The organism is Ramlibacter henchirensis, from assembly GCF_004682015.1.
Taxonomy (GTDB): domain Bacteria; phylum Pseudomonadota; class Gammaproteobacteria; order Burkholderiales; family Burkholderiaceae_C; genus Ramlibacter; species Ramlibacter henchirensis.
Window position 1 is genome coordinate 1019078 of sequence record NZ_SMLM01000002.1, and the last position, 25044, is coordinate 1044121.

26 protein-coding genes are annotated in these 25044 nt (G+C 69.2%); 12 read left to right on the forward strand and 14 right to left on the reverse strand.

Features of this window, described 5'->3' with window-relative positions; genetic code table 11:
- Window positions 1–9: 9 nt before the first annotated feature.
- Entirely contained in the window at window positions 10–153 is a 144-nt protein-coding gene (locus EZ313_RS23340; RefSeq protein WP_167772641.1) for a hypothetical protein, read from the reverse strand.
- Between the two features lie 247 nt (window positions 154–400).
- Between EZ313_RS23340 and EZ313_RS17575 the strand changes: the two genes are divergently transcribed.
- Window positions 401–787, forward strand: coding sequence for a response regulator (locus tag EZ313_RS17575; protein ID WP_205960423.1), 387 nt, complete (start codon window positions 401–403; stop codon window positions 785–787).
- Window positions 788–801: 14 nt separating this feature from the next.
- Here EZ313_RS17575 and EZ313_RS17580 read toward each other — a convergent pair whose 3' ends face one another.
- Window positions 802–1434: a response regulator gene (locus EZ313_RS17580; RefSeq protein ID WP_013902425.1), complete on the reverse strand. Its 633-nt coding sequence runs from the start codon at window positions 1432–1434 to the stop codon at window positions 802–804.
- 125 nt (window positions 1435–1559) lie between these two features.
- Between EZ313_RS17580 and EZ313_RS17585 the strand changes: the two genes are divergently transcribed.
- The 6 genes from EZ313_RS17585 to EZ313_RS17610 all read left to right on the forward strand — a co-directional run bounded on the left by EZ313_RS17585 (window position 1560) and on the right by EZ313_RS17610 (window position 5876).
- Complete coding sequence (locus tag EZ313_RS17585) at window positions 1560–2909, forward strand: CHASE3 domain-containing protein (RefSeq protein WP_135264707.1); 1350 nt, start codon at window positions 1560–1562, stop codon at window positions 2907–2909.
- A 200-nt stretch (window positions 2910–3109) separates the two neighbouring features.
- Entirely contained in the window at window positions 3110–3409 is a 300-nt protein-coding gene (locus EZ313_RS17590; RefSeq protein WP_135264553.1) for a hypothetical protein, read from the forward strand.
- 8 nt (window positions 3410–3417) lie between these two features.
- Window positions 3418–3798, forward strand: a complete 381-nt coding sequence (locus EZ313_RS17595; RefSeq protein WP_135264554.1) for a hypothetical protein — start codon at window positions 3418–3420, stop codon at window positions 3796–3798.
- Window positions 3795–4259 carry a hypothetical protein gene (locus tag EZ313_RS17600; protein WP_135264555.1) on the forward strand — a complete coding sequence of 155 codons (465 nt, stop codon included), beginning with the start codon at window positions 3795–3797 and terminating at the stop codon, window positions 4257–4259. The genes EZ313_RS17595 and EZ313_RS17600 overlap by 4 nt, the downstream gene beginning before the upstream one ends.
- 86 nt (window positions 4260–4345) lie before the next feature.
- A complete protein-coding gene (locus EZ313_RS17605; RefSeq protein ID WP_135264556.1) occupies window positions 4346–4660 on the forward strand; it encodes a BON domain-containing protein in 315 nt (104 codons plus the stop codon).
- Window positions 4661–4721: 61 nt separating this feature from the next.
- Entirely contained in the window at window positions 4722–5876 is a 1155-nt protein-coding gene (locus EZ313_RS17610; protein ID WP_135264557.1) for a zinc-binding metallopeptidase family protein, read from the forward strand.
- 1 nt (window position 5877) lies between these two features.
- Here the strand turns inward: EZ313_RS17610 and EZ313_RS17615 are convergent, their stop codons facing one another.
- Both EZ313_RS17615 and EZ313_RS17620 read right to left on the reverse strand, forming a co-directional pair.
- Window positions 5878–6351, reverse strand: coding sequence for a BON domain-containing protein (locus tag EZ313_RS17615; protein WP_135264558.1), 474 nt, complete (start codon window positions 6349–6351; stop codon window positions 5878–5880).
- A 79-nt stretch (window positions 6352–6430) separates the two neighbouring features.
- On the reverse strand, window positions 6431–8881 hold the full coding sequence (locus EZ313_RS17620) for a ligase-associated DNA damage response DEXH box helicase (RefSeq protein WP_135264559.1): 2451 nt from the start codon (window positions 8879–8881) through the stop codon (window positions 6431–6433).
- 112 nt (window positions 8882–8993) lie between these two features.
- On the opposite strand from EZ313_RS17620, the gene EZ313_RS17625 reads away from it, so the two are divergent.
- The 5 genes from EZ313_RS17625 to EZ313_RS17645 are packed head-to-tail and all read left to right on the forward strand — an operon-like array spanning window position 8994 to window position 14930.
- Window positions 8994–9959, forward strand: coding sequence for a Bug family tripartite tricarboxylate transporter substrate binding protein (locus EZ313_RS17625; RefSeq protein ID WP_240788693.1), 966 nt, complete (start codon window positions 8994–8996; stop codon window positions 9957–9959).
- 14 nt (window positions 9960–9973) lie between these two features.
- Window positions 9974–10951, forward strand: a complete 978-nt coding sequence (locus tag EZ313_RS17630) for a Bug family tripartite tricarboxylate transporter substrate binding protein (RefSeq protein ID WP_135264560.1) — start codon at window positions 9974–9976, stop codon at window positions 10949–10951.
- Window positions 10952–10970: 19 nt separating this feature from the next.
- Window positions 10971–11927 (forward strand): Bug family tripartite tricarboxylate transporter substrate binding protein, encoded by a 957-nt coding sequence (locus EZ313_RS17635; RefSeq protein ID WP_135264561.1) that lies wholly within the window; start codon window positions 10971–10973, stop codon window positions 11925–11927.
- Window positions 11924–13246, forward strand: a complete 1323-nt coding sequence (locus EZ313_RS17640; RefSeq protein WP_135264562.1) for a sulfatase family protein — start codon at window positions 11924–11926, stop codon at window positions 13244–13246. The genes EZ313_RS17635 and EZ313_RS17640 overlap by 4 nt, the downstream gene beginning before the upstream one ends.
- A gap of 25 nt (window positions 13247–13271) precedes the next feature.
- Complete coding sequence (locus EZ313_RS17645) at window positions 13272–14930, forward strand: SulP family inorganic anion transporter (protein ID WP_135264563.1); 1659 nt, start codon at window positions 13272–13274, stop codon at window positions 14928–14930.
- 142 nt (window positions 14931–15072) lie between these two features.
- On the opposite strand, the gene EZ313_RS17650 is transcribed toward EZ313_RS17645, so the two are convergent.
- The 10 genes from EZ313_RS17650 to aspS form a co-directional block, all read right to left on the reverse strand.
- Complete coding sequence (locus EZ313_RS17650) at window positions 15073–15891, reverse strand: DUF429 domain-containing protein (protein ID WP_135264564.1); 819 nt, start codon at window positions 15889–15891, stop codon at window positions 15073–15075.
- The gene (locus tag EZ313_RS17655; RefSeq protein ID WP_135264565.1) at window positions 15888–16319 is read right to left on the reverse strand and encodes an acyl-CoA thioesterase; all 432 of its coding nucleotides are present in this window, start codon (window positions 16317–16319) and stop codon (window positions 15888–15890) included. Before EZ313_RS17655 ends, EZ313_RS17650 begins: the two co-directional genes overlap by 4 nt.
- 18 nt (window positions 16320–16337) lie before the next feature.
- Window positions 16338–16760, reverse strand: a complete 423-nt coding sequence (locus EZ313_RS17660) for a BLUF domain-containing protein (protein ID WP_135264566.1) — start codon at window positions 16758–16760, stop codon at window positions 16338–16340.
- A gap of 1 nt (window position 16761) precedes the next feature.
- Entirely contained in the window at window positions 16762–17496 is a 735-nt protein-coding gene (gene folE, locus EZ313_RS17665; protein WP_205960424.1) for a GTP cyclohydrolase I, read from the reverse strand.
- A 24-nt stretch (window positions 17497–17520) separates the two neighbouring features.
- A complete protein-coding gene (locus EZ313_RS17670; protein ID WP_135264568.1) occupies window positions 17521–19236 on the reverse strand; it encodes an ATP-dependent DNA ligase in 1716 nt (571 codons plus the stop codon).
- A complete protein-coding gene (locus EZ313_RS17675; protein ID WP_135264569.1) occupies window positions 19233–20270 on the reverse strand; it encodes a ligase-associated DNA damage response exonuclease in 1038 nt (345 codons plus the stop codon). Before EZ313_RS17675 ends, EZ313_RS17670 begins: the two co-directional genes overlap by 4 nt.
- Window positions 20267–21484 carry a cardiolipin synthase ClsB gene (clsB, locus tag EZ313_RS17680; protein WP_135264570.1) on the reverse strand — a complete coding sequence of 406 codons (1218 nt, stop codon included), beginning with the start codon at window positions 21482–21484 and terminating at the stop codon, window positions 20267–20269. Before clsB ends, EZ313_RS17675 begins: the two co-directional genes overlap by 4 nt.
- A gap of 12 nt (window positions 21485–21496) precedes the next feature.
- Complete coding sequence (locus tag EZ313_RS17685; RefSeq protein ID WP_135264571.1) at window positions 21497–22225, reverse strand: endonuclease/exonuclease/phosphatase family protein; 729 nt, start codon at window positions 22223–22225, stop codon at window positions 21497–21499.
- On the reverse strand, window positions 22222–22725 hold the full coding sequence (nudB, locus tag EZ313_RS17690; RefSeq protein WP_135264572.1) for a dihydroneopterin triphosphate diphosphatase: 504 nt from the start codon (window positions 22723–22725) through the stop codon (window positions 22222–22224). Before nudB ends, EZ313_RS17685 begins: the two co-directional genes overlap by 4 nt.
- A gap of 489 nt (window positions 22726–23214) precedes the next feature.
- The gene (gene aspS, locus EZ313_RS17695; RefSeq protein WP_240788695.1) at window positions 23215–25017 is read right to left on the reverse strand and encodes an aspartate--tRNA ligase; all 1803 of its coding nucleotides are present in this window, start codon (window positions 25015–25017) and stop codon (window positions 23215–23217) included.
- Window positions 25018–25044: the final 27 nt, after the last annotated feature.

The following is a 25044-nucleotide window of genomic DNA, read 5'->3' on the forward strand; positions in this document are numbered from 1 at the left end:
CGAGTGCCTTCACTCGTCGTGGAACGGCGCGGGCACCGCCTGCGGCGAGGTCAACGACTGCAGCGCAGCCTCGAGCGGTTCGCCCAGGGCCACGAGCCCGGCCGCGGCGAGCGTGCCGAAAAAAACGATGAGGGTGTGCAGGACCAGCTTCATGCCGAATGGCGTGCGGACGCACGCATGCAAGTTGCGGCGAGTGTGGCTGTTGAGGAGAGCGCTTCCGGTCAGTGCCGTGCGTCAGGTGTCGTCGTCCCGAGCCTACAGCCGCGCCCGGATGGAAGGGGGCTCTTTCGGAAGGGCATCGGTAGGCGCGATCCTACGGCCGCGCTGGGAGGCGGCTGGCACAATCGCCGCGTCGTGCGCCGCATGCACGCTTTGGTCCGCGCCCGCAACGAGCCTGCCCTTGGAACTGCGAACCTTCTTCGTCGAGGACAACGTCACCATCCGCGAGAACCTGATCGGGACGCTGGAGGAGCTCGCGTGCATCAAGGCGCTCGGGTGGGCCGACAACGAAGCCGATGCGCGCGCGTGGCTGCGCAAGTCCCATGAGCAGTGGGACCTGGCCGTCATCGATCTTTTCCTCAAACAGGGCAGCGGGCTGGGAGTGCTGGAAGCGTGCCGCGGACGCTCGCCCGGGCAGCGGGTGGTGGTGCTGTCGAACTACGCCACCACCGACATGCGAAAACGCTGCTCGCAGCTGGGCGCCGATGCGGTGTTCGACAAGTCCAACGAGATCGACGCCCTGATCGACTACTGCGTGCAGCAGGCCGATGCCCGCTCGCGCGCCTAGTTTGCGCGTGCGGCTCAGTCGATCAGCTTGTTCTTCAGGGCGTAGTAGGTGAGGTCGCTGTTCGAGGCGAGGCTCATCTTCTCCATCAGCCGCGTGCGGTACGTGCTGACCGTCTTGACGCTGAGCGAGAGGGCCTTGGCGATGTCGCCCGCCGTCTCGCCCTTGGCGAGCTTCAGGAACACCTGGAACTCGCGCTCGGACAGCTGCTCGTGCGGCGCGCCGCCTTCCTTGCGATTGAGCTGCTGCGCCAGCAGCTCGGCCACGGCCGGCGAGATGTAGCGGCGGCCCAGGGCGATGGTGCGGATCGCGTTGACGATCTCCATCGGCTCGCACTCTTTGTTCAGGTACCCGCTGGCGCCCTGACGGATGAGGTTCATCGCGTAGTGCTCCTCCGGGTAGCCGGAGAGGATGAGGATGCCGACGTCCGGCGCCTTGGCGCGGATCATGCCGAGCGCATCGATTCCGCTCTGGCCGGGCATCGACAGGTCCATCACCAAGACGTCGAGCTCCGTGGTGCGGACCAGGTCGATGGCTTCGCGGCCGCTGGCCGCTTCTCCCACCACGCGCAGGTCGACCTGCTCCGAGAAGAACTGCTTGAGTCCCGACCGGACGATGGCGTGGTCATCCACAATGCCGACTTTGATCATGTCTGTTCTCTTTCAGCGCCCTCTCGCGGGCTTCCCGGGCGGCCAGCATCTGCTGGAATCGCCTACCCTTCAGTCATGATTATTCTGGATTTTATTGTCATTGGGTGCGCTTGCCGGTGAACTTCATCCACTCGAAAGCACTACCGAAGACGGCGATCAGTCTGCTGCTGGCTCTGCTGGCCGCATGCGTACTGATCGGCATCAACGAAACCGCCCACAACCGCGCGCGCGCCGAACTCGACAACATGGAGCGCGGCTTCGCCACGCGCACCGCGATGAGTCGTCTGCTGCAGCAGGTGCTGGATGCTGAAACGGGTTCCCGCGGGTTCTTGCTGACAGGGGATGCACGGTACCTGGCTCCATACGACAACGCGGTGGCCGGTATCGGCCAAAGCCTGGACGCACTGCACGCAGCATACGCCCACTGGCCGCAGGAATCCGCAATCCTGCAGCAGCTCGGCGCCGACGTGCAGCGCAAGCTGGCCGAGATGGAGCTGTCGGTGCGCATGCGCAGGCAGGGCAACGAGGATGCCTGGAAGTTCGTGGTGCTCTCGGACGTCGGGCAGCAGCAGATGGAGTCGATCCGCGCGCAGTCCGGCCGGCTGCTGGAGTCCACCGCGCGGCGCATCGAAGCCAGCGACGACCAGGTGAGGACCTCGCTGCTGTACTCAAGGCTGGGCATCGCGGTCGTCACGCTTGCCGCTCTGCTGGCGTTCTGGCTGTACCTGCGGCAGACCACCGCGTTGCGCGCCGCAGGCGACCAGCAGCAGCGCGCGCTGCAGCAGGAACGCGACCTGCTCGAGCAGCAGGTGCGCGATCGCACCGCCACCCTGGCCGAACTGGCCACCCACCTGCAGCAGGTGCGCGAGGAGGAACGCGGCCACCTGGCGCGCGAGCTGCACGACGAACTCGGCGCGCTGCTCACTGCGGCCAAGCTGGACGTGGCACGGCTGAAGTCGCGCCTGGGTTCGCAACCGGCCGAGGTGTCCCAGCGCCTTCAGCACCTGACCGAGACGCTGAACAGCGGCATCGCGCTCAAGCGCCGCATCATCGAAGACCTGCGTCCCTCGTCGCTGTCGAACCTCGGCCTGCACGCCTCGCTGGAGATCCTGGCGCGCGAGTTCTCCGAGCGCTCCGGGGTCGAGGTGGTCACCAGCCTCGAGCCGGTGGAACTGGACGAGTCGCACCAGCTCACGGTCTACCGCCTCGTGCAGGAGTCGCTCACCAACATGGCCAAGTACGCGCATGCACGCCATGCCGAGGTGACGGTGCGCGCGTACGCCAACCATGTAGAAGTTTCGGTGCGCGACGACGGCAAGGGCTTCGATCCGGCCCGCATCCGCCCCTCCACGCACGGGCTGGCGGGCATGCGCCACCGGGTCGAGGCGGCCGGCGGCCGGCTCACGCTGGACACGAAACCGGGCGCCGGAACGCGCGTTTCGGCCGTGCTTCCCACCCGCGTACTGCAGGCCTGAAAAGGCCCGTCGTGCTGTCGGCGGGCTCCTACAGGTCGGCACCTTGCCCACCGACAGCCGGTCACGCCTGCGGCTGATCATTTACGGCTGACCTCGCCGCGTACGCTCACCTCTCGAAAAGCGCATCGCTCGCGCAGCGCTTGCGACGGGGCCGCGCACGCCACGCGGCTGCATCACGACCACGAACGAGAGGACACGACATGGCCATTGCAACGAGATCGGCTCGCGCCGGAGCCACCACCCAATCCCTGGCCGACGACGCGCTCGAGCGGGTGCGGGACCTGCGCTATGGCGTGCAGGACCTGGCCAATCGCAGCCTGAGCGCCGTCGGCGAATCGGCGCAGGTCGCGCAGGAGCGCCTGGGCCGCTACGCGAGCGTCACCGGACGGTACGTCAGCGAGCAGCCGGTCAAGTCGGCGCTGATCGCAGCCGCCGTCGGCGCCGCCGTCGCGGCGATCGTGATGGTGGCCCGCAGCCGCCGCAACCGCTACTACTACTGAGCGGCACGATGAGCCTCGTGCACCCGATCTTTTCGGTGCTGGTGAGCAAGCCCGAACTGGTCATCGACCACGTCGCCGGCTACGCGGCACTGGTCCAGGAGGAAGCGACGTCCGCGGGTACCGAGGTCGCCAAGCGCGCCGCCGCGTGGGCCGCATGCGGCGTCGGCGCCTTGCTGTTCCTGGTGTTCGCCGGGGTCGCGGTGATGCTCGGGGCCATGCACGAGGAATTCCACTGGGCGCTGGTCATCGTGCCGGCGATCCCGCTGGCGGTGGCGGCCGTCGCCTTCGGCAAGGCCCGCCAGCCGATGCCGGCCAAGGCGTTCGCCGAACTGAAGGCGCAGATCGATGCCGACGCGCAGGTGCTGCGCACGCTTGGAGGCCGGCCGTGAGCGCCGGCTCGGATCGCCTCGAACGCAGCCGGCTCGCCATCCTCGAGCACCTCCACAACAAGGAGCAGCGCCGCCGCGGCCGTGCGCCGGAAGACACCGGTCCCGAGCACGCGGACGAAGGCACCTGGCAAAGCCACCGGCGGGCGCACCGGCCCGGCGCGGGCGGCTGGCTGGAGACGCTGCGCGAGGTGGTCAGTGACTGGTGGAAGTACCACCCGGCGCACATGGCCTTCGATATCGCGCGCCCCGCCCTCGGCTCCTATGCCCGCCGCAACCCGGCGACCTACCTGGGCGCGGCCGCGCTGCTCGGCGCGGGGCTGTTCTTCATGCGGCCCTGGAAACTGATCTCGATCACCGGCGTGCTGGTGGCGCTGGCCCGCTCCCCGCACGTGGCGCAGCTCGTCATGCAGGCCATGTCCGCCTCGCAGAACCCGCGCGACGACGAGCCGGTGCAGGAATGAAGGCGAACCGGCGGCTTGGTGCGGACCGGCCGGCGAGCACGATGCAGGAGCGCACCGGAACGGATGTTCGGGAGTCGATGATGAACATGAACGCAAGGACCCTGCTGGCCGCCGCGGCGCTGGCGGTCGCGGCACTGGCCGGCACCGGCTGCGCGGTGGTCCGGGGCCAGGAAACCGCGGGCGCGTACGTCGACGACGCGGCCACCACCACCGCGGTGAAGGCCAAGTTCGTCGAGGACAAGACCGTCGACGCCGGAGCCATCCGGGTCGAGACGCTGAACGGCACCGTGCAGCTGTCCGGCTTCGCCAAGTCCAACGCCGAAAAGGCGCAGGCCGAGTACCTGGCGCGCAACACCAAGGGCGTGCGCTCCGTGCGCAACGCCATCATCGTCCGTCCCTGAGTCGGCGGCGCCGCCGGCCGCTCGCGCCCGGCGGCACGCCCCTTGCCTGAATCGAGCGAGCATGAAAACCTTCCGCTGCGACAACTGCGGCCATCCCCTCTTCTTCGAGAACGTGCAGTGCCTGCAGTGCGGCAGCGCGCTGGCCTTCCTGCCCGACCGGCTGGCGCTGTGCGCCATCGAGCCGGCGCCCGATCGCGAGGAGGGGCTCTTCCAGCGCAAGCTGCCCCAACGCCGGCAGCCCGCCGCGCGTTTCTGGCGCCTGTGCCGCAACCACACCGAGCACCAGGCCTGCAACTTCGCGGTGCCGGAGGACGACCCCAACCCGTACTGCGCTTCCTGCCGGCAGACGCGCCTGCTGCCCGACCTCTCCGTGCCGGAGAACGTGGAGCGCTGGTACAAGGTCGAGGTGGCCAAGCGCCGGCTGTTCTACACGCTGGCGCAGCTGCGCCTGGTGAACGTCTGCCCGCCCAACGGCGAGCGCGACGGCCCGGTGTTCGAGTTCCTCGCCGACACGCCCGGCCACATGGTGATGACCGGCCATGCCGACGGCGTGATCACCCTGAACGTCGCCGAGGCCGACGACCCGGAGCGCGTGAAGCGCCGCATCGAACTGCACGAGCCCTACCGCACCCTGCTCGGCCACCTGCGGCACGAGTCCGGCCACTACTACTGGGACCGCCTGATCGACGAGGAAGGCCGCGTGCCGGAATTCCGCGCGCTCTTCGGCGACGAATCCATCGATTACGCGCAGGCGCTGCAGCGGCACTATGCGAGCGGCGGCCACCCCCCCGGATGGGAAGAGCGTTTCGTCAGCGCCTACGCGACTTCCCATCCCTGGGAAGACTGGGCCGAGACCTGGGCCCACTACCTGCACATGGTCGACCTGCTGGAGACCGCGGCTTCGTACAACACGCGCGTGGAAGTTCCGGGCGGCGAGAGCGACGAGGTGGACGACCCGTTCGCCACCAGCGAGGCCGACTTCGACAAGCTCGTCGAGCAATGGGTGCCGGTCACGCTGCTGGTCAACAGCCTCAACCGCAGCCTGGGCCAGGAGGACGCCTATCCCTTCGCGCTGACCAGCGCCTCGCTGGAGAAACTGCGCTTCGTGCACGAGGTGATCCACAGCCCGCGCCGCGCCAGGCAGGCGCAGCCGGCGGACGAGTCCGCCATGGCGCAGGAAGAGCCCGCCGCGCAGCCGCAGCCGCAGCCGACCTGAATCAGCTCATGACCAGTGTGAGCTGGTCGTTCACGTCGCGAACGTCCGGCACCATGCGCGCGATCTCGCTCGCGCGCGCCTTCACGGCCGCGGTGCGCACCGGTCCGCTCAGCGTCACCACGCCATCGCGCGTGTCCACGTCGATGCGCGCGCCGGCGAGGTCGCGCGCGGCGGCCAGTTCCGCCTTCACGCGCGCGGTGATCTGAGCATCGTCGGCGCGCGGCGCGGCGGAAGACGACGCACCGCCCATGACGGTGGTCGGATCGCCGGCGCGCTGCGCAGTGGATGACGTGGATGAAGCCGGGTTGGTGGCCTGCCTCATGCCGGTCTGCTGCTGCCGCGTTGCCGTCGCGCGAGTGGCGGCGTCTTGCGCGACGGGAGTGTGCAGGTCGCGCTCGTCCTCGCGAGGGCTGCAGGCGGCCACCGCGACCACGGAGGTGATCCAGATGGCGAAGCCGATCGGTCGAATGTCCATGGCCCACTGTAGGCGCGGAGATGCACGGCGTGTCGTCTCGCATCCACGCAAGCTCCTGTAGGAGCACTCGCGCAGCAACTCATCGAGTGTCGCGCTCCATGTCGCGCAGGATGCGATCCAGCCGGGTGGACAGCTGCTCGGTCGTGAGCTTCTCGCGAAACCGCTCGACCATCAAAGGCAGGCTCATGGGACTGGGATGCCGCAGTTCCACCAGCACCAGCTCGCGCTCGCGGATCCGCTCCATCGTCGAGCGCAGCCGCAAGATCTCCAGCTCCTGGCTGAGCACCTCCTGCTCCGCCTGCGACAGCAGCAGGTTGCCACGGTCGTACTTGCGGAAGACCTCGTAGAACAGGCCGCTGGACGCCTGAAGCTGCCGCATGCTCTTGGGCTGGCCCGGGTAGCCGGCGAACACCAGCCCGGCCACGCGCGCGATCTCGCGGAAACGCCGCTGCGCCAGCTCGGACGAGTTGAGCGAATCCAGCACGTCGTGCAGCAGGTCGCCGGTGGCGAAGATGCCCTTGTCGCGCACCGGCGCCAGGTCGAACGGCTCGGCGCTCACCAGCTCGAAGCCGTAGTCGTTCACCGAGATGCTGAAGGTGTTGGGCCGGTCGCGCGCGAGCCGCCAGGCCAGCAGGCTGGCCAGCCCCAGGTGCACGTGGCGCCCCGCGAACGGATGGATGTAGAGGTGCTGGCCTTCGCGCGAGCGCAAGCTCTCCACCAGCACGGTGAGCGGCGTCGGGATGCGCGACAGCCGTGCCTGCGTTTCGAGCATCGGCCGCGCGGCCTGCAGTTCCGGATGCGGATAGCGGCCGGCGGCGGCCGTCTGCATCATCTCCAGCACCGCGTCGCCCAGCTCGGTCGAGAGCGCCATCTTGCTGCCGCTCCAGGTCGGCACCGTGCCCTTGTTGCGCGTCGCGCGCCGAACGTACGCGGCCATCTCCTGCACGCGGACGAACTCCAGCAGCTTGCCGGCGAAGTAGAAGCAGTCGCCCTTGCGCAGGCGCGCGATGAAGCCTTCCTCGATCGTGCCGAGCGTGCCGCCGGAGAGGTACTTCACCTGCATCGACGCGTCGCTCACGATGGTGCCCACCGACATTCGGTGCCGGCGCGCGATGCCCCGATCGGGCACATGCCACACGCCCTCGTCGTTGCGGCGGATGCGGTGGTAGTCCGGATACGCCGCCAGGCTTTCGCCGCCGCGCTCGCAGAACGTCAGGGCCCAGTCGAACTCCTCGCGCGTGAGCGTCCGGTACGCCCAGGCCGTGCGCACTTCGTCGAACAGCTCATCGGACGTGAAGCCGCCACCGAGCGCGATCGTGACCACGTGCTGCACGAGCACATCGAGGGGCTTGGCCGGTGACTCGCGTCGTTCGATGCGGCCTTCGTAGGCGGCGCAGCGCGCGGCCGCCGCCTCGATGATCTCCATCGTGTTCGTGGGCACCAGCGTGAGCCGGCTGGCGCGGCCCGGCGCGTGGCCGCTGCGGCCCGCGCGCTGCATGATCCGCGCGACGCCCTTGGCCGATCCGATCTGCAGCACGCGCTCGACCGGCAGGAAATCCACGCCGAGGTCGAGCGAGGAGGTCGCCACCACCGCGCGCAGCGTGCCGTCCTTGAGGCCCAGCTCCACCCACTCGCGCGTGGCGCGGTCCAGCGAGCCGTGGTGCAGAGCGATCTGTCCCGCCCACTCCGGCCTGGCTTCCAGCAGCAGCTGGTACCAGATCTCCGCCTGCGAGCGCACGTTGGTGAAGACCAGCGTGGTGCCCTCGGCCCGCGCGATCTCGTCCACCACCGGCTCCTGCATGCGCTTGCCCAGATGGCCGGCCCAGGAGTACTTGCCGGGGTCCGGCGGGATCAGCGTGTCGATCACGAGCTGCTTGTCGATCTTGCCGCGCACCAGCACCGGCGAAGGCTGCGCGGCTTCGCCGCACAGCACCTTCATCGCCTCTTCCAGGTTGCCGAGCGTCGCGCTCAGCCCCCAGGTCACCAGGCCGGGATTGAAGCGGCGCAGCCGGGCGAGCGCCAGCTGCGCCTGCACGCCGCGCTTGCTGCCGATCAGCTCGTGCCATTCGTCGACCACGACGAACTCGACGGCGCCCAGTTCGTCGCGGCTGTTCTCGCGCGTGAGCATCAGGCTGAGCGACTCGGGCGTGGTCACCAGCACGGTGGGGAAGCGCCGGTCCTGTTTCGCCCGCTCACCCGCGGCCGTGTCGCCGGTGCGCTGGCCGATGGTCCAGTTGGGCGCAAGGTCCTGCAGCGGCTGCGTGAGAGCGCGCGTGGTGTCCGCCGCCAGCGCGCGCATCGGTGTGAGCCACAAAGCACGCAGGGGTTCGGCCGAGCGGCCGGGCGGATGCCGCTGCAGCAGCGCGTCGAGCATGCCCAGCCACACCGCGTACGTCTTCCCCGCGCCCGTCGTCGCGTGCAGCAATCCGCTGCGGCCTTCGGAAACGCCCCGCCAGACGTCGCGCTGGAAGGCGAAGGGCTGCCAGCCGCGAGCAGCCATCCACTCCCGGCCGGGGCTCGTGGACCTCATCTCATGGTCGGGCTCATCCAGCCGGCGGGACACAGGGTTTTGAGGGATAGATCGATTCGATCGGTCGATTGTGCGGCTAGAGTGATCGGTTCCGTCCCGAGGAGACCAGCCCATGCGCATGCGCCTTCGCATACTTCCCGTCCTGTTCATCGCGACGCTCGGCGCATGGGGACCGCATGCCGCCGCGCAGGACAAGCCGCCGCTGCGCATCCTGGTCGGCTTCCCGCCGGGCGGCTCGGCCGACGTGATCGCGCGCCTGGTGGGCGATGCGATCCGCGAGGACTTCGGGACCATCGTGGTGGAGAACCGCCCCGGCGCGGGCGGCCGCATCGCGCTCGCCGCGGTCAAGCAGGCCAAGCCCGACGGCCAGACCGTGATCGTGCTGCCCAGCGGCCCGATGGTGCTGTTCCCCCACGTGTACCGGAAGCTGGACTACGACCCGGTAAAGGACTTCACCCCCGTCTCGCAGCTGGCGCGGTTCCAGTTCGGCGTGGTCTCGGGTCCCGCAAGCAACGTGAAGACGGTGGCCGAAATGCTGGCCAAGGCCAAGGCCGATCCGAAGAGCGCGACCTACGGTTCGCCGGGGCAGGGAACGCTTCCGCACTTCATGGGCGTGCTGATGGAGCAGAGTACCGGCATCCCCTTCACCCACGTGCCGTTCCAGGGCGGCGCGCCGGCCAACAACGCGCTGCTGGGCGGGCACATCGGCTACAAGTTCGACGTCGTGTCGGAGACGGCCGAACTGCACCGCACCGGCAAGGTGCGCATCATCGCGGTGACCGGCGCGAGCCGCGATCCGCAGGTGCCCGAAGTGCCGACGCTCAAGGAATCGGGCGTGAACATGGAAGCCACGGCGTGGTTCGCGATGTATGCACCGGCCGGCGTTCCGCAGGAAGCGCTGGCCCGACTGGAACGCGCCGTCTCCAGGGCGGTAAAGACGCCCGAACTGCGCGAGCGATTCCTGAAGCTGGGCTATGAGCCGATCGGCTCGACCTCGGCCGAGTTGGCCGCGGCGCAGCGCGCCGACCTCGCGCGCTGGGAGAAGCCGATCAAGTCCACCGGCGTGGTGCTGGACTGAAGGAGAGACGAAAGATGAACAAACGCATTTCGCTGCTCGCGGTCGCGAGCGCCCTTCTTGCCGCCGCCACGGCACCGGCCGCGGCACAGTCCCCCGCCTGGCCCAGCAAGCCGGTGAAGATCCTGGTGGGCTCGCCGCCCGGCGGCCCGTCCGACATCACGGCGCGCCTGTTCGCCGAACAATTGAACAAGCGCGGCGGCCAGCCGGTCGTGGTGGAGAACCGGCCCGGCGCGGGCAACAACCTCGCGGCCGGCGTCGCCGCGAAAGCCGAAGCCGACGGGCACACGCTCGTGCTCAGCCCCGACACGGTCCTCACGGTGAACCCGCTGGTCTACCGCAACCAGAACTTCGACGCGCGCAACGACCTGCTGTCGGTCTCGGTGCTCACCAGCTTCACGCAGATGCTGGTGTGCAACCCGAAGGTCGGCGTGAAGACGCTCGGCGAACTCGCGGCCAAGGCCAAGTCCGATCGCATGACCTATGCGAGCGGCGGCCCGGGCGTGCCGGGACACCTGGCGGCCGAGATGTTCCTGCAGGCCTCGGGCGCGAAGATGCAGCACGTGCCTTACCGCGGGCCCGCTCCGGCGACGCAGGCGGTGCTCGCGGGCGAGGTGGACTGCGGATTCCTGGCCACGCCGACGGTCATCCAGCACGTCAAGGCCGACAAGCTGCGCGCCCTGGCCGTGTCCTCCTCCACCCCTTCGCCCCTGGCGCCCGATGTGCCGACGCTGGCCAAGGCGCTCAACCAGCCGGAGCTCGACGCGACCTTCCGTCTCGTGCTGCAGGCCCCCAGCGGCACGCCGCCCGCCGTCGTCGCGCAGATCGAGCGCGCGGCCGCCGAGATCATGAAGGACCCGCAGGTCCGCTCCCGGCTTCAGGCATCGGACCTGGTGGCGCAGGGCACGACTTCGGCCCAGGCGCAGCAGGTGATGAAGACGGAGATCGCGCGCTGGGAGCCGCTGGTCAAGCGGCTGGACCTCAAGGCGGACTGACGTGCAAGGAGCTCATTCCATGAAACAACTGGTCTTCGGCGCGGCGCTCGCGCTGGCAGCCGTGCCCGCCGCATTCGCGCAGGGCGACTGGCCCTCCAGGCCGGTGAAACTCATCGTCAATTTCCCCGCAGGCCGCCCGCTCGACGTGCTGGCGCGCTCGGTCGGCGAGGCGCTGCAAGGCCAGTTCAAGCAGCCCTTCGTCGTCGAGAACCGCGCGGGAGCCGGCGGCAACATCGGCGCCGACGCCGTCGCCAAGGCCGCAGCGGACGGCCACACGGTGCTGTTCGGCATCGACTCGACGTTCACCGTCAATCCGCACATCTACAAGGGCATGGCGTTCAAGCCGGCGGACTTGCGGCCGCTGGTGGTGATGAGTTCCTCCGGGCTGCTGGTGGGCGTGCACCCGTCGAACGGCTTCAAGACGATGGCCGACCTCGTCGCCGCGGGCAAGGCCAAGGGCGTGAGCTTCAGCAGCGCGGGCAGCGGCAGCCCCGGCCACCTGGCCGCCGAGATGTTCACCGACGCCACCGGCATGAAGATCACGCACGTGCCCTACAAGGGCAACGCGCCGGCGGTGACGGCGGTGCTCTCGGGCGAGGTCACCGGCGGCGTGCTGGCGACGCCGGGGATGCTGCCGCACGTCAAGGCCGGCAAGGTCACGCCGCTGGCCGTCACCAGCCGCCAGCGCTCGCAGCTCGCGCCCGACGTGCCGACGGTCGGCGAAGCCGGCTTGCCGCAGCTGGAGCAGGAGGTGCTCTACGTCGTCATGGTGCCGGCGGCAACGCCCGAGCCCATCGCACAGAAGCTGCAGCAGGGCGTGGCCGAGGCCCTGACACGGCCCGAGATGCGCACCAGGCTGCAAAGCCTGGACATGCACCACGAGGGGCAGCAAGGCGCGGCCGCGGCCAAGCGGCTGGCCGACCTCTCGGAGCGTTATGGCAAGGTGATCCGCGCCACGGGGATGAAGGTCGAATGATTCCGCGCCGCCCCAACTTCATCTTCATCGTCGCCGACGACCTCGGCTACGCCGACCTGGGCTGCTACGGCGGCCGCGAAGCGGACTTCGGTGCGGTGTCGCCGGTGCTCGACGGGCTCGCCGCCGCGGGGCTGAAGTTCACGCAGGGCTATGCGAACTCGCCCGTGTGTTCGCCGACGCGATTCGCGCTGATGACGGCGCGTTACCAGTACCGGCTGCGCGGCGCGGCGGAAGAACCGATCAGCAGCCGCAGCAAGGGCAGCACCACGCTCGGCCTGCCGCCGGAGCATCCCACCCTGCCCTCGCTGCTGCGCGACGCGGGGTATCGCACGGCGCTGATCGGCAAGTGGCACCTGGGCTATCCGCCGGTGTTCGGGCCGCTCAAGTCGGGCTACGAGGAGTTCTTCGGCCCCATGTCGGGCGGCGTCGACTACTTCAGCCACGCGAGCAACAACGGCACGCACGACCTCTACGTCGGCGAGGAAGAGAAGCACGAGGAGGGCTACCTCACCGACCTGATCTCGAAGCGCGCGGTGGACTACATCGACCGCATGGCGGCCGGCGGCGCGCCCTTCTTCCTGAGCCTGCACTACACGGCGCCGCACTGGCCCTGGGAGACGCGCGACGACGCGCACCTGGCCGGCGAAGTGAAGGACAACCTGTTCCACCTGCACGGCGGCAACATCCACACCTACCGCCGCATGATCCACCACATGGACGAAGGCATCGGCTGGGTGATGCAGGCGCTGCGCCGCCACGGCCTCGCCGACGACACGCTGGTGGTCTTCACCAGCGACAACGGCGGCGAACGCTTCTCCGACAACTGGCCGCTGGTGGGCGGCAAGATGGACCTGACCGAAGGCGGCATCCGCGTGCCCTGGATCGCGCACTGGCCGGCGGTGATCGCACCGGGCGGCGTGACGCCGCAGCACTGCATGACGATGGACTGGTCGGCCACGATGATCGAAGCGGCCGGCGCCCGAGCACATCCCGATTACCCGCTGGACGGCGTGTCTTTGCTGCCGGTGCTGCGCGACGCGGGTGCGACGTTCCAGCGTCCGCTGCACTGGCGCATGAACCACCGCGGCCAGCGCGCACTGCGCGAGGGCCGCTGGAAGTACCTGCGCGTGGACGGCCACGACTACCTGTTCGACGTGGAAGCCGACGAGCGCGAGCGCGCCAACCTCGGATCGCGCGATCCGCAGCGGCTGGAGCGAATGCGCGCGCAGTGGGAGGCGTGGAACGCGGACATGCCGCCGATTCCTGGCGACGCAACGGTGAGCCTGGGCTACGGCATCAAGGACATGCCGCAGCGGTGAGTCGACGGTCGCTTAAGCTCGCGTGATGCCGCCGAGCTTGTCCCGCTGGTTGCCCTTCCTCCGCTGGCCGCGGCCCACCGGGGCGCTGCTGCGCGGCGAGATCATCGCGGCCCTCACGGTGACGGTGGTGATGATCCCGCAGTCGGTGGCCTACGCCGGTCTGGCCGGCATGCCGCTGGTAACGGGCCTGTACGCCACTTTCCTGCCCGCCTTGGCAGCCGTCCTCTTCAGCAGTTCGACCCGCCTCTCGGTCGGGCCGTCTGCCTTGAGCTGCGTGCTGATCGGCGCATCGCTGGTCGGCCTGGCCGAGCCCGGCAGCGGCCGCTGGGTGGAGCTGGCGGTCTGGCTTGCACTGCTGTCGGGCGCGATCCAGCTGGCCGTGGGCGCCAGCCGGTCCGCCTGGATGCTGAACCTGGTCAGCTCGCCCGTGCTCACCGGCTTCAGCCAGGCGGCCGCCGTCCTCATCATCGCGTCGCAGCTTCCTTCGCTGCTGGGCCTGCGCGGCCCGCTCTCGTCGATCCTTCAGGGCCCCGCGTCGATCGACACCGAAGCCTTGGCGTACGGGTTGGGCAGCGTGCTGCTGTTCGAGCTGGGCAAGCGGATGGCGCCCCGCGTTCCGATGGTGCTGCTGGTGCTGGCGGCCGCTGCGGCGGCAAGTGCTGCAACCGGCTACGCGGACCGCGGCCAGGTGGTCGGCGAACTCCCGGCCGGGTTGCCGAACTTCTACTGGCCCGGCCTGCCGGCATGGGACACCTTGCGCGACCTGCTGGCCCCCGCGGTCGTCCTCGCGCTGGTCAGTTCGCTCGAAATGGCCGCCAGCGCCAAGATCGAGAGCCAGCGCGACGGCAAGCGCTGGGATGCCAACCAGGACCTGGTGGGCCAAGGCGTGGGCAAACTGGTCTCCGGGTTTTCCGGGAGCTTTCCGACCAGCACCTCCTTCTCGCGTTCGGCCATCACGCTGCATTCGGGCGCGCGTACGGGCTGGGCCACCGTGGCGGTCACGGCGTTCGTGCTGCTCGTGCTGCTGGTTGCCACGCCGGCGCTGTACCACGTGCCGAAAGCAGTCCTCGCGGCGGTCGTGGTCGCCGCCGTGATGGGCCTGCTCAAGCCGCGCGTGTTCTCGTCGCTTTGGCAGATCAACCGGGTCGAAGCCGTGACCGCCGGCATCACCTTCGCGGTCACGCTGCTGTCCGCGCCTCGCATCTACTGGGGCGTGCTCAGCGGCGTGCTGGTGGGCCTCGCTCACTTCCTCTACACGCGTCTGCATCCGCGCATCATCGAAGTGGGCCTGCATCCCGACGGCAGCCTGCGCGACCGCCACCTGTGGCAGCTTGCGCCCATCGCGCCGCAGACGTATGCGCTGCGCATGGATGCGGAGCTCGATTTCGCTTCGGCCTCGGATCTCGAGCGGGTGATGGTGGAACACCTGGCGGCGCATCCGGACACGCAGCATGTCGTGCTGTTCGCGCAGCCGATCAACCGCATCGACGCCACCGGCGTCGAAGTGTTCAGCACGTTGCGGCGCATGGTGCAGGGACGCGGCATGACCCTGCACGTCAGCGGCATGAAGCTGCCGGTGGAGACGGTGCTGCGCAAGGCGGGCGAGTTGCAGGAAGGACCGCTGCTGAAGCTGTACCGGACGGATGTGGAGGCGCTGCTGGCGTTCGGGCGGTTGAGCCCGTAACGGCGGGGGAGAGGACAGCCGTACGCAGAAAACGCAGAAAGGACGCAGAGGACGCAGAGAAGAATCCTTCCATCTATTTCTTCAGCGCTTTCTGCGTCCTTTCCGCGCTTTCTGCGTACGGCTGTTTGATTCTGTCGGGCGATCACGCCGAAACGATCCAGCCTTCGAGCGGATCCAGCTCCTCCGGCAGGCCCCAGCTCGGTGGCCCAATCCGCGCGGCCCACGCGGCCTGCACCAGGCACAGCACCGCATCGAGCGAATCGCCGCTGGCGTCGTGCACCAGCGTGTCGCGCTGCGCGTTCGTCAGCTTCAGCCGCAGGTCCAGCCGCGTGCGGCCCGCTTCCAGCGCGGTGAGGATGTCCTTGCGCGCGATCAGGCGTTCGGGCGTGTGCTTGCTGCGTTCGTCGCTCTTGTAGCTGCGGCGCGCGATCAGCTCGCGGGCGAGCAGGCCCGGATACGCTTCGAGCGCGACCCGGTTGGGATCGCCCTCGTGGAGCCCCGGCATGTGCACGCCGGCGGCCAGCAGCAGCGGCACGGCCGCGTGCAGCATGTACGCCACCGGCGGATTGACCCACTTCATCGAGGGACTCGAGCCGGCCTGCCGGTCGAACCGGCGGTTGGCGAACTTGTTGCCGGCCGGCCGGGCCGCGCAGAAGGCGGCGAAGGTCTCGCGGATTTCGGCGCGCGTGAGTCCTGCGTAGTGCTGGATGCATTCGCGCCAGGAGACAGGCCAGCCCAGGTGCTCGACCAGCTCGCGCGGCAAGCCGAACGGGAAGTCGAAGCCCCCGATCCACGGACCGGGCTGCGCGAGCCAGGCGGCGAAGGCCGGAAGGCTGTCGAGCGCCACCAGCCGGTCGAGCACCACGCGGCCGGCGTCCGCATGCCCCGTGGCCAGCACGATGGGCTTTCGGCGCGTCGGGCTGCTGGAGAAGTCGCAGCCGACGAGGGCCGCCTGGGTCACGCGGGAGTGCCGCCGAGCGCGGCGCGCAGCTCGTCGGGAACGGGCGTGCTCCTCAGCGTGGTGCCAGGGCCCGCTTCGTAGCGCGCCCACACGCGGGCTTCCATTCCGCGGGCCAGCACCCTGTCCTCGCCAAGCAGGAAGAACTCGTGCCGGAGCGCGAACGAACTGCGGCCGATGCGCTCGAGCGTGGACCGCACCTCGATCTCGTCGCCGAACCGCGGGGAAGCGACGAAGGCGCACTGCGAGTCCAGCAGCGGAATGCTCAGGTGCTCTTCGCGCATGCGCGTGCCGGGCCAGCCGCACTCGGCCAGCAGCGACCAGGTGGCCGCGTCCATCCAGCGGTAGTAGGTGGGATAGAAGATGATGCCGGCCGGGTCGCAGTCGCCCCAGCTGAGCGAGCGGCGCAGGCGGAAGGTGACGGCTGCCATCGCAGTCCCGGCGCTTCGTCAGACGCGGCCGCAGATGGCGGCGGTGGCCATCAGGTCCTCCAGCAGCGCGAGCGACACCTTGCCCGAGACGGCATAGGGATCGAGCTCGGGCTTCTCGGAGTACTTGAGCAGGATCGAGTGGTTGAGCTTGTTGAGGTTGACCTGGCCCATGGTCCAGCCGCCGAAGCGCCTCTCCAGGATCTCCTCGTAGTGGAGCAGCGCCACGTCCTTGTGGCGGTCGTCCTTCTGGATGTGGCCGAACAGGTCCGACACCTGCATGCGCCCGCCCTCGATGGCCTGCAGGAAGATGCCGCCGCCGTAGCAGAGGATGCCCGTGATGCCGCTGACCGGGTTGTGCTGGCGCGCCTGCGCCAGGATGGATTCGATCGCGGCGGGCGAGGTGTCGACCGCGCGGCTGCAATACAGAAGTCGAACAAGCATCTCAGTTACCGTTGCGCTTGGGGATCAGCGCGAGGAATTCGCGGCGCAGCGCCGCATCCTTCAGGAACACGCCGCGCATGACGGAGTTGATCATCTTGCTGTCCATGTCCTTCACGCCGCGCCACGCCATGCAGTAGTGGCTGGCCTCCATCACGATCGCAAGGCCGTCGGGCTGGGTCTTGTCCATGATCAGGTCGGCCAGCTGCACCACCGCCTCTTCCTGGATCTGCGGGCGGCCCATCACCCATTCGGCCAGCCGCGCGTACTTGGACAGGCCGATGACGTTGGTGTGCTCGTTGGGCATCACGCCGATCCAGACCTTGCCGATCACGGGGCAGAAGTGGTGGCTGCAGGCGGAGCGCACGGTGATCGGGCCGACGATCATCAGCTCGTTCAGGTGCTCGGCGTTCGGGAACTCGGTGATGCTGGGTGGGCGCGTGTAGCGGCCCCTGAACACCTCGTTCAGGTACATCTTGGCCACGCGGCGCGCGGTGTCACCGGTGTTGTGGTCGCTGGCCGTGTCGATCACCAGGCTGTCCAGCACGCCCTGCATCCTGGACTCGACCTCCTCGAGCAGCGCCTCGAGCTCGCCGGGCTCGATGAACTCGGCGATGTTGTCGTTGGAATGGAAGCGCTTGCGCGCCGCGAGGAGGCGCTCGCGGATCCTGACCGACACGGGCGTGCCTTCGTCGGCGGCAGGCTGGAGCTGCTGGGTCGGATCTGCTTTCATGAGCATCGGGATGGTAGCAAGGTTGGCCGCTCAGCGCCCGGCGCCCAGCAGGGCCTCCAGCTGCTGCAGCGTGTCGGCCTCATGCAGCGGCTTGTCGTGCCGGATGCGCAGCATGCGCGGGAAGCGCACGGCGATGCCGCTCTTGTGCCGGCTGCTGCGGTTGATGCCCTCGAAGCCCAGCTCGAACACGAGCGTGGGCCGGACGCTGCGCACCGGACCGAACTTCTCCAGGGTGGTGCGGCGGATGATGGCATCGACCTGCCGGAACTCCTCGTCGGTGAGGCCCGAGTAGGCCTTGGCGAAGGCCACCAGCTGCAGCGCGCCGGGCTGCGGCGGCTCCTTGCGCGCGATGGCCTCCAGCACCGCGTCGGCCTCGGCCTTGTCGGCGGGCGGGCGGCTCCACACCGCGAAGGTGTAGTCGGTGTAGACCGACGCGCGGCGTCCGTGGCCTGCCTGGGCGTAGACCAGCACGCAGTCCACGCTCATCGGGTCGATCTTCCACTTCCACCACAGGCCGTCGGCCTTGGTGCGCCCGGTGCCGTAGGCCGCGTCCAGGCGTTTGAGCATGAAGCCTTCCACGCCGAGTTCGCGCGAGCGGGCACGTTGTTGCGCAAACGCCAGCCAGGACGCGGCGGACTCGATGGGCGACAGCTTCATGCGCGATCCGGCCAGCAGCGCTTCGAGGCGCGCACGCCGCTCGCGCTGCGGCAGCTCGCGGATGTCGAGGCCGCCCTGCTCGAGCAGGTCGTAGGCCATGAACGTGACGGGCGCTTCGGCGAGCACCTTCTTCGTCAGCGTCTTGCGGCCGATGCGCTGCTGCAGGAGCGCGAACGGCGCCGGCCGGCCGAAGCCTCCCTCTTCTTCCTTCCACACCATGATCTCGCCGTCGAGCACCGTGCCATCGGGCAGCGACTGCGCCAGCGCGACGATCTCCGGGAAGCGCTCGGTGACCAGCTCCTCGCCGCGCGACCAGACCCAGATCCTTCCCGAGCGCTTGACGATCTGCCCGCGGATGCCGTCGTACTTCCACTCGACCTGCCAGTCGCTCACCGGCCCGAGCCGCGCGGTGAACACCTCGGCCGGCCCGTCCAGCTGGTGCGCGAGGAAGAACGGATAGGGCTGGCCCTCGTCGACGCGTTCGTGCACGCCCTCCTCCGCCTGCGCAACGAGCGCCGCGAAGCGCTCGGCCGAGGGCATCACCTTGCCGTCGGTGTAGCCCATCATGCGCTGGGCCACGCGCTTGGCATCGATCCCCGCGTGCGCCGCCAGCGCGCGCTGCACCAGCAGCTTGCTGACGCCCACGCGAAAGCCTCCGCCCACCAGCTTGGTGAGCAGGAAACGGCCCATGTCGTCCAGCTCGCGCCACCAGATGCGCACGCGCTGCGCGATCTCGTCGGGCGGCAGTCCTCGCAAGGGAAGAAGGCGCTCCTCCACCCACACGGCCAGCCCGACGTCCGACGTCTCGGCTGCCTGCGGCAGCACATGCGCGATGGTCTCGGCCAGGTCGCCCACGGCCTGGTAGCACTCGTCGAACAGCCAGGGCTCGATGCCGGCCTCCTCGCACGCGAGCTGCGCGAGGATGCCCATGTTCATCACCTGGCGCGGCTTGCCACCCGCGAGGAAGTAGACGGCCCACGCCGCGTCCGCCGGCGTCGCGGCCGCGAAGTAGCGCTGGAGCGCATCCACCTTGGCGTTGGTGGAGGTGGTGGCGTCGAGTTCGGCGAAGAGCTGGGAGAACTGCTTCACGTGCCCTCGCCGGCCGGCTCCTGCGCCGACTGGTCCGCTTCCACCACGTCGTCGCCGTACTCGGTGTCGAAACCCTCGGCCTCCAGCCCCTGCTCCTGCAGGTAGCGCACCATCACCGGCACGCTGCCGTGCGTCACGATGACGCGCTGCGCGCCGGTGGCGCCGATCGCGCGCAGCAGGCCGGGCCAGTCGGCGTGGTCGGACAGCACGAAGCCGCGGTCGTAGCCGCCGCGCCGGCGGGCGCCGCGCAGTCGCATCCAGCCGCTGGCGAAAGCCGTGCTGCTCTCGCCGAAGCGGCGCAGCCAGGTGCTGGCGACGGCGCTGGGCGGGCACAGCACGAGGGCGCGGCGCAGTTCGGCGCGGTCCTTCACCTCGGTGACCATGCGCGTGTCGGGCAATGCCACGCCGGCCGCGCGATAGGCATCGTTCAGCGGACGCACCGCGCCGTGCACGATGATCGGCCCGATGGTCGGGTCGACTCCGCTCAGGATGCGCTGCGCCTTGCCGAAGCTGTAGCAGGCCAGCACGCTCGCGCGGCCCGCCAGCACATTGCGGGACCACCAGCCGTTGATCTGCGCGAACAGCTCGTGGTCGGCGCACCAGCGGTAGATCGGCAGCCCGAAGGTCGATTCGGTGATGAACACGTCGCAGCGCACCGGCTCGAAAGGGTCGCAGGTGCGGTCCGGCGCCACCTTGTAGTCGCCGCTGGCCACCCACACCTGGCCGCCGTGCTCCAGCCGCACCTGGGCCGAGCCGAGCACGTGGCCCGCCGGGTGCAGCGACACGCGCACGCCGTGGTGCGTGATCGCCTCGCCGTACGGCAGCGTCTGAAGTTCGATCTCGCCGAGCCGCGCACGCAGCACGCCTTCGGCGGGCGCGGCCGCGAGGTAGTGGCCGTTGCCCATCCGCGCATGGTCCGCGTGCGCATGGGTGATGACGGCGCGCGGAACCGGCCGCCATGGGTCGATGTAGAAGTCGCCCGGCGGGCAGTAGAGGCCTTCCGGGCGCTGCACGACCAGGTCCTGCGGCTTCACCAGTACGTCCTCTTGCCTTCGATGGTGAGCGCCAGGCGCATCACGACCTGGGCGATCCGCTCCAGGAGCCGCTGCCGCAGCGGCCGCTGCGCGTACTGCTCCGCCTCCATCGGCTCGCCTTCCTGCGCGACCGCATGCAGCAGCCGCGCGCGCAGCGCCTGCGCAAATCCGGCATCCTCGATCACCAGGTTGGCCTCTCGCGCCAGCAGCAGGCTGAGCGGGTCGATGTTGGAGGAACCGACAGTCGCCCAGCGCCCGTCGATCACGGCGACCTTGGCATGCAGGAAGCTGGGCGAGTACTCGTGGATGTCGACGCCTGCACGCAGCAGCGCGCCGTAGATCGGTCGCGCCGCGTAGTACTGCATGAAGTATTCGTAGCGGCCCTGGAGCAGCAGCACCACGCGCACCCCACGTCGCGCGGCATTGATGAGTGCTTCCCGCATCTTGCGTCCGGGCACGAAGTAGGCGTTGGCGATGATGACCTCGGATCGCGCGCGGCCGATGGCGCGCCGATAAGCACGCTCGATGTTCGTCCGGTGCCGGAAGTTGTCGCGCAGCACCAGCGCCGCACGGCTGCCCTGCCGCGCCGTCGGGGCGGCCCGGGGGAGAGGTTCGGCGGGTCGCGAGGCGCGCAGGGAGGTCAGCGCGCCGCTCAGCCCGCCGCGCCGCAATGCCTCGAAGGCGCGCATGCGCTGCCACAGGCGCAGCATGGCCGCGCGGACCTGCGCCACCAGCGGACCCGTGACCTGCACGGCGAAGTCCAGCCGCGGCGCCGGCAGCGGGCCGTGGTTGGGATCGTGCAGGTCGTCCAGGATGTTGATGCCGCCGCAGAAGGCCACGCGCTCGTCGACCACGCACAGCTTGCGGTGCAGGCGACGCCAGCTCGACGGCGTGAGCACGCCGAAGCGCCCGACCGGCGCGAACACCCGCCAGTCGACGCCCGCCTCCAGCAGCCGCTCTCGCCAGGCCGCCGGCATGGGTCCGCTGCCGAAACCGTCGACCACCACGCGAACGCTCACGCCGCGCCGCGCGGCGCGCTCCAGCGCCCACACCACTTCGGCGCTCGCCGCCGTGAAGTCCAGGATGTAGGTCTCCAGCCAGACTTCCTGGCGCGCGGCATCGATGGCCGTGACCAGCGCCGGGAAGTACTCCGCGCTGCCCTCCAGCAGTTGCAGCGAATGGCCGGCGCGCAGGGGCGGGATGCGGTGCGGCATGGCGGCGTCTCTCTACATCGAGAAGGTCGCGATCAGCGGCAGGTGGTCCGACATCTGCCCCCACGCACGCCCGCGCGGGATCTCCAGTCCCTGCGGCCGGAGTCCGCGCGCATAGACGTAGTCGAGCTGGGTGAGCGGCAGCCGCGACGGATAGGTGCGCGCCTTGTCGCCCTGGAAGTCGCGCAGGCCGATGTCGTTCATGGCGGGCCGCAGCCGCCCGCCCCAGTCGTTGAGATCGCCGGCCACGATCAGCGGCGCGCGGCGAGGGATCTCCCGGTCGACGTAGCGGCCCAGCTGCTCGATCTGCCGCAGGCGGCTGGACGCGATCAGCCCGAGGTGCAGCACGATGACGTGCACCACGTGCCGCGCGACGCGCACCTGCACGTGCAGCAGGCCGCGCTGCTCGAAGCGGTGGTCCGACATGTCCTCGTGCCCGTGCGACACGACCGGCCAGCGCGACAGCAACGCGTTGCCGTGCTCGCCGTGCCGTGTCGTCGCATTGGTCTGGTACACGGCGGCATAGCCTTCCGGACACAGGAATTCGGCTTGCGGCAGCTCGGGCCAGCGGCTGAAGTAGCGCTCCTCGCGGCGATGGAGCTTGCGCACTTCCTGCAGGCAGACGATGTCGGCATCGAGCTGTTCGACCGCATGGCCGAGGTTGTGGATCTCCAGCCGCCGCGCCGGACCGAACCCCTGGACGCCCTTGTGGATGTTGTACGTGGCGACGCGCAACAACGTCATTTCGCAAATTGTGGCAGCAGCAGGATGGCCTCGGCGTTGCTGGGCGAGAAGCAGTGGTCGGCGGCGGTGCGCCAGGGCAGCCACATGAAGCCGGTGTGCTCGCGCGGGTTGAGCCTGACGTCGGTGCCTTCCGGGACCCGAAGGCCGAACACGTGTTCGGTGTTGTGGGTCACGCCGTCGGCATAGCGGTGGCGCCAGCGCGGGTAGATCTCGTAGACGTTCTCGAGGCCCCAGTCGGTGAGGACGCCCTTGCGTGCATCGATGCCGGTCTCCTCGAACACTTCGCGGACGGCGGTTTCCTCGAACGGCTCGTCCTCGCGGTCCTTGGCGCCGGTGACCGACTGCCAGAAGTTGGGCGCGTCGGCCCTGTTGATGAGCAGGACGTCGAGGGCGGGGGTGTGGATCACCACCAGGACGGACTGGGGGATCTTGAACGGCTTGGGCACGCGGACATTCTGCCCACCTGCGGCTCTTCGGAGGGACGAGCCCAAACCCGTCATTCCGCGGAGGCGGGAATCCAGTGCGTCCGCTTTCACGGCCTGGTCGGGAAGCACTGGATCCCCGCCTTCGCGGGAGTGGAGCGATCGGTTTTCGCGTCGATGAAGCACAGTGTTCCCACGCGGCAGGCGGTGCCTGGACCGGGCGATTTCCGGGACGAGCGGGGCCGCAGCGGCCCGGCCGACGCGAGCCCTCGCGCATGCGAGGGCGGAGTCCGTTTCAACTTCTGACTCGCGGGAGGTGTCTGAACAGAGAGAGCGGCCTTCAGGCCGCTCTCTCTGTGAGTTCTACCGCGGGAGGCCGGGCCGCGTTGAAGGCCACGCGCGTCCGCGTGCGAGCCCCAGGCGAGCACGCCGGACCGGCACAGCATGAGCCCGGGCCAGGCACCGCCTGACGCGAGGGCGCAAGGCCAAATGAGCTTCGAGCCACCGCAAGCGCCGGTGCGTGCCCTCACCCCAGCCCTCTCCCGGGGGGAGAGGGAGGAAGACAGGTCAGGCCACCGCCGGATTGCGCAACCGGATGTGCAGTTCCCGCAATTGCTTCTCATCCACCGGCCCCGGCGCCTGCGTGAGCAGGTCCTGCGCGCGTTGGGTCTTCGGGAACGCGATCACGTCGCGCAGAGACTCGGCGCCGGTCATCAGCATCACGAAGCGGTCCAGGCCGATCGCGATGCCGCCGTGCGGGGGCGCGCCGTACTGCAGCGCGTCCAGCAGGAAGCCGAACTTGGCCTTGGCTTCCTCTTCGCCGATCTTGAGCGCGCGGAACACCTTGCTCTGCACGTCCTCGCGGTGGATACGGACGGAGCCGCCACCGAGTTCAATGCCGTTGAGCACCGCGTCGTAGGCCTTGGCGAGGCAGCGGCCGGGATCGGTCTCGAGCCAGTCCTCGTGGCCGTCCTTGGGCGAGGTGAACGGGTGGTGCACGGCGTTCCAGCGCTGCGCCTCCTCGTCGAACTCGAACATCGGGAAGTCGACCACCCACAGCGGCTTCCACTCGCCTTCGATGAGGCCCCGGGACTTGCCGTATTCGCTGTGCCCGATCTTCACTCGCAGCGCGCCGATGGCGTCGTTGACCACCTTGGCCTTGTCGGCGCCGAAGAAGATCAGGTCGCCATTCTTCGCACCCGTGCGCTCGAGGATCTGGGCGATCGCGCGGTCGTGCAGGTTCTTGACGATGGGCGACTGCAGGCCCTCGCGCCCGGCGGCCACGTCGTTCACCTTGATCCAGGCCAAGCCCTTGGCGCCGTAGATCTTGACGAACTCGGTGTAGCCGTCGATCTCGCCGCGGCTCATCTCGCCGCCGGCGGGCACGCGCAGGCCGACCACGCGGCCGTCCTCCTGGTTGGCCGGGCCGGAGAACACCTTGAAGTCGACGTCCTTCATGACGTCGGTGAGTTCGGTGAACTCCAGCTTCACGCGCAGGTCCGGCTTGTCCGAGCCGTACAGGCGCATCGCATCCGTGTGCTTCATCACCGGGAAGGCGCCGATGTCGATGCCCAGCACGTTCTGGAAAGTGCTGCGGATCATCCCCTCGAACATGGTGCGGATCTCCTCCTCCTTCATGAAGGAGGTCTCCACGTCGATCTGGGTGAACTCGGGCTGGCGGTCGGCGCGCAGGTCCTCGTCGCGGAAGCACTTGGTGATCTGGTAATAGCGGTCGAAGCCCGCCACCATCAGCAGCTGCTTGAACAGCTGCGGCGACTGCGGCAGCGCGAAGAACATGCCGTCGTGCACGCGGCTGGGCACCAGGTAGTCGCGCGCGCCTTCGGGCGTGCTCTTGGTGAGCATCGGCGTCTCGATGTCGATGAAGCCGTTGGCGTCGAGGAACTTGCGCACCTCCATCGTCACCTTGTAGCGCAGCATCAGGTTCTTCTGCATGTAGGGACGGCGCAGGTCCAGCACCCGGTGGACCAGGCGCGTGGTCTCCGACAGGTTCTCGTCATCGAGCTGGAACGGCGGGGTGACGGACGGATTGAGCACGTTCAGCTCGTGGCACAGGACCTCGATCCGGCCGCTGCGCAGGTGATCGTTGACGGTGCCGGCCGGCCGGGCGCGCACCAGGCCCTTGACCTGGATGCAGAACTCGTTGCGCAGGCCTTCGGCGGCCTTGAACATGTCGGGCCGGTCGGGATCGCACACCACCTGCACGTAGCCCTCGCGGTCGCGCAGGTCCACGAAGATCACGCCGCCATGGTCGCGCCGGCGGTTCACCCAGCCGCACAACGTGACGGTCTGGCCGAGCAGCGACTCGTCCACGAGGCCGCAGTAGGTGGTGCGCATTTGCTGTGAGGACATGGGAGAAACCTTCCGGAAGGACGCTGC

Excerpts from the sequence above, each read along its gene's own strand:
- EZ313_RS23340 (WP_167772641.1), bottom strand. The coding sequence starts at position 153 with ATGAAGCTGGTCCTGCACACCCTCATCGTTTTTTTCGGCACGCTCGCC.
- EZ313_RS17580 (WP_013902425.1), bottom strand. The coding sequence starts at position 1,434 with ATGATCAAAGTCGGCATTGTGGATGACCACGCCATCGTCCGGTCGGGA.
- EZ313_RS17590 (WP_135264553.1), top strand. The coding sequence starts at position 3,110 with ATGGCCATTGCAACGAGATCGGCTCGCGCCGGAGCCACCACCCAATCC.
- EZ313_RS17595 (WP_135264554.1), top strand. The coding sequence starts at position 3,418 with ATGAGCCTCGTGCACCCGATCTTTTCGGTGCTGGTGAGCAAGCCCGAA.
- EZ313_RS17605 (WP_135264556.1), top strand. The coding sequence starts at position 4,346 with ATGAACGCAAGGACCCTGCTGGCCGCCGCGGCGCTGGCGGTCGCGGCA.
- EZ313_RS17610 (WP_135264557.1), top strand. The coding sequence starts at position 4,722 with ATGAAAACCTTCCGCTGCGACAACTGCGGCCATCCCCTCTTCTTCGAG.
- EZ313_RS17615 (WP_135264558.1), bottom strand. The coding sequence starts at position 6,351 with ATGGACATTCGACCGATCGGCTTCGCCATCTGGATCACCTCCGTGGTC.
- EZ313_RS17620 (WP_135264559.1), bottom strand. The coding sequence starts at position 8,881 with ATGAGGTCCACGAGCCCCGGCCGGGAGTGGATGGCTGCTCGCGGCTGG.
- EZ313_RS17625 (WP_240788693.1), top strand. The coding sequence starts at position 8,994 with ATGCGCATGCGCCTTCGCATACTTCCCGTCCTGTTCATCGCGACGCTC.
- EZ313_RS17630 (WP_135264560.1), top strand. The coding sequence starts at position 9,974 with ATGAACAAACGCATTTCGCTGCTCGCGGTCGCGAGCGCCCTTCTTGCC.
- EZ313_RS17635 (WP_135264561.1), top strand. The coding sequence starts at position 10,971 with ATGAAACAACTGGTCTTCGGCGCGGCGCTCGCGCTGGCAGCCGTGCCC.
- EZ313_RS17640 (WP_135264562.1), top strand. The coding sequence starts at position 11,924 with ATGATTCCGCGCCGCCCCAACTTCATCTTCATCGTCGCCGACGACCTC.
- EZ313_RS17645 (WP_135264563.1), top strand. The coding sequence starts at position 13,272 with ATGCCGCCGAGCTTGTCCCGCTGGTTGCCCTTCCTCCGCTGGCCGCGG.
- EZ313_RS17655 (WP_135264565.1), bottom strand. The coding sequence starts at position 16,319 with ATGGCAGCCGTCACCTTCCGCCTGCGCCGCTCGCTCAGCTGGGGCGAC.
- EZ313_RS17660 (WP_135264566.1), bottom strand. The coding sequence starts at position 16,760 with ATGCTTGTTCGACTTCTGTATTGCAGCCGCGCGGTCGACACCTCGCCC.
- folE (WP_205960424.1), bottom strand. The coding sequence starts at position 17,496 with ATGCTCATGAAAGCAGATCCGACCCAGCAGCTCCAGCCTGCCGCCGAC.
- clsB (WP_135264570.1), bottom strand. The coding sequence starts at position 21,484 with ATGCCGCACCGCATCCCGCCCCTGCGCGCCGGCCATTCGCTGCAACTG.
- EZ313_RS17685 (WP_135264571.1), bottom strand. The coding sequence starts at position 22,225 with ATGACGTTGTTGCGCGTCGCCACGTACAACATCCACAAGGGCGTCCAG.
- nudB (WP_135264572.1), bottom strand. The coding sequence starts at position 22,725 with ATGACGGGTTTGGGCTCGTCCCTCCGAAGAGCCGCAGGTGGGCAGAAT.
- aspS (WP_240788695.1), bottom strand. The coding sequence starts at position 25,017 with ATGTCCTCACAGCAAATGCGCACCACCTACTGCGGCCTCGTGGACGAG.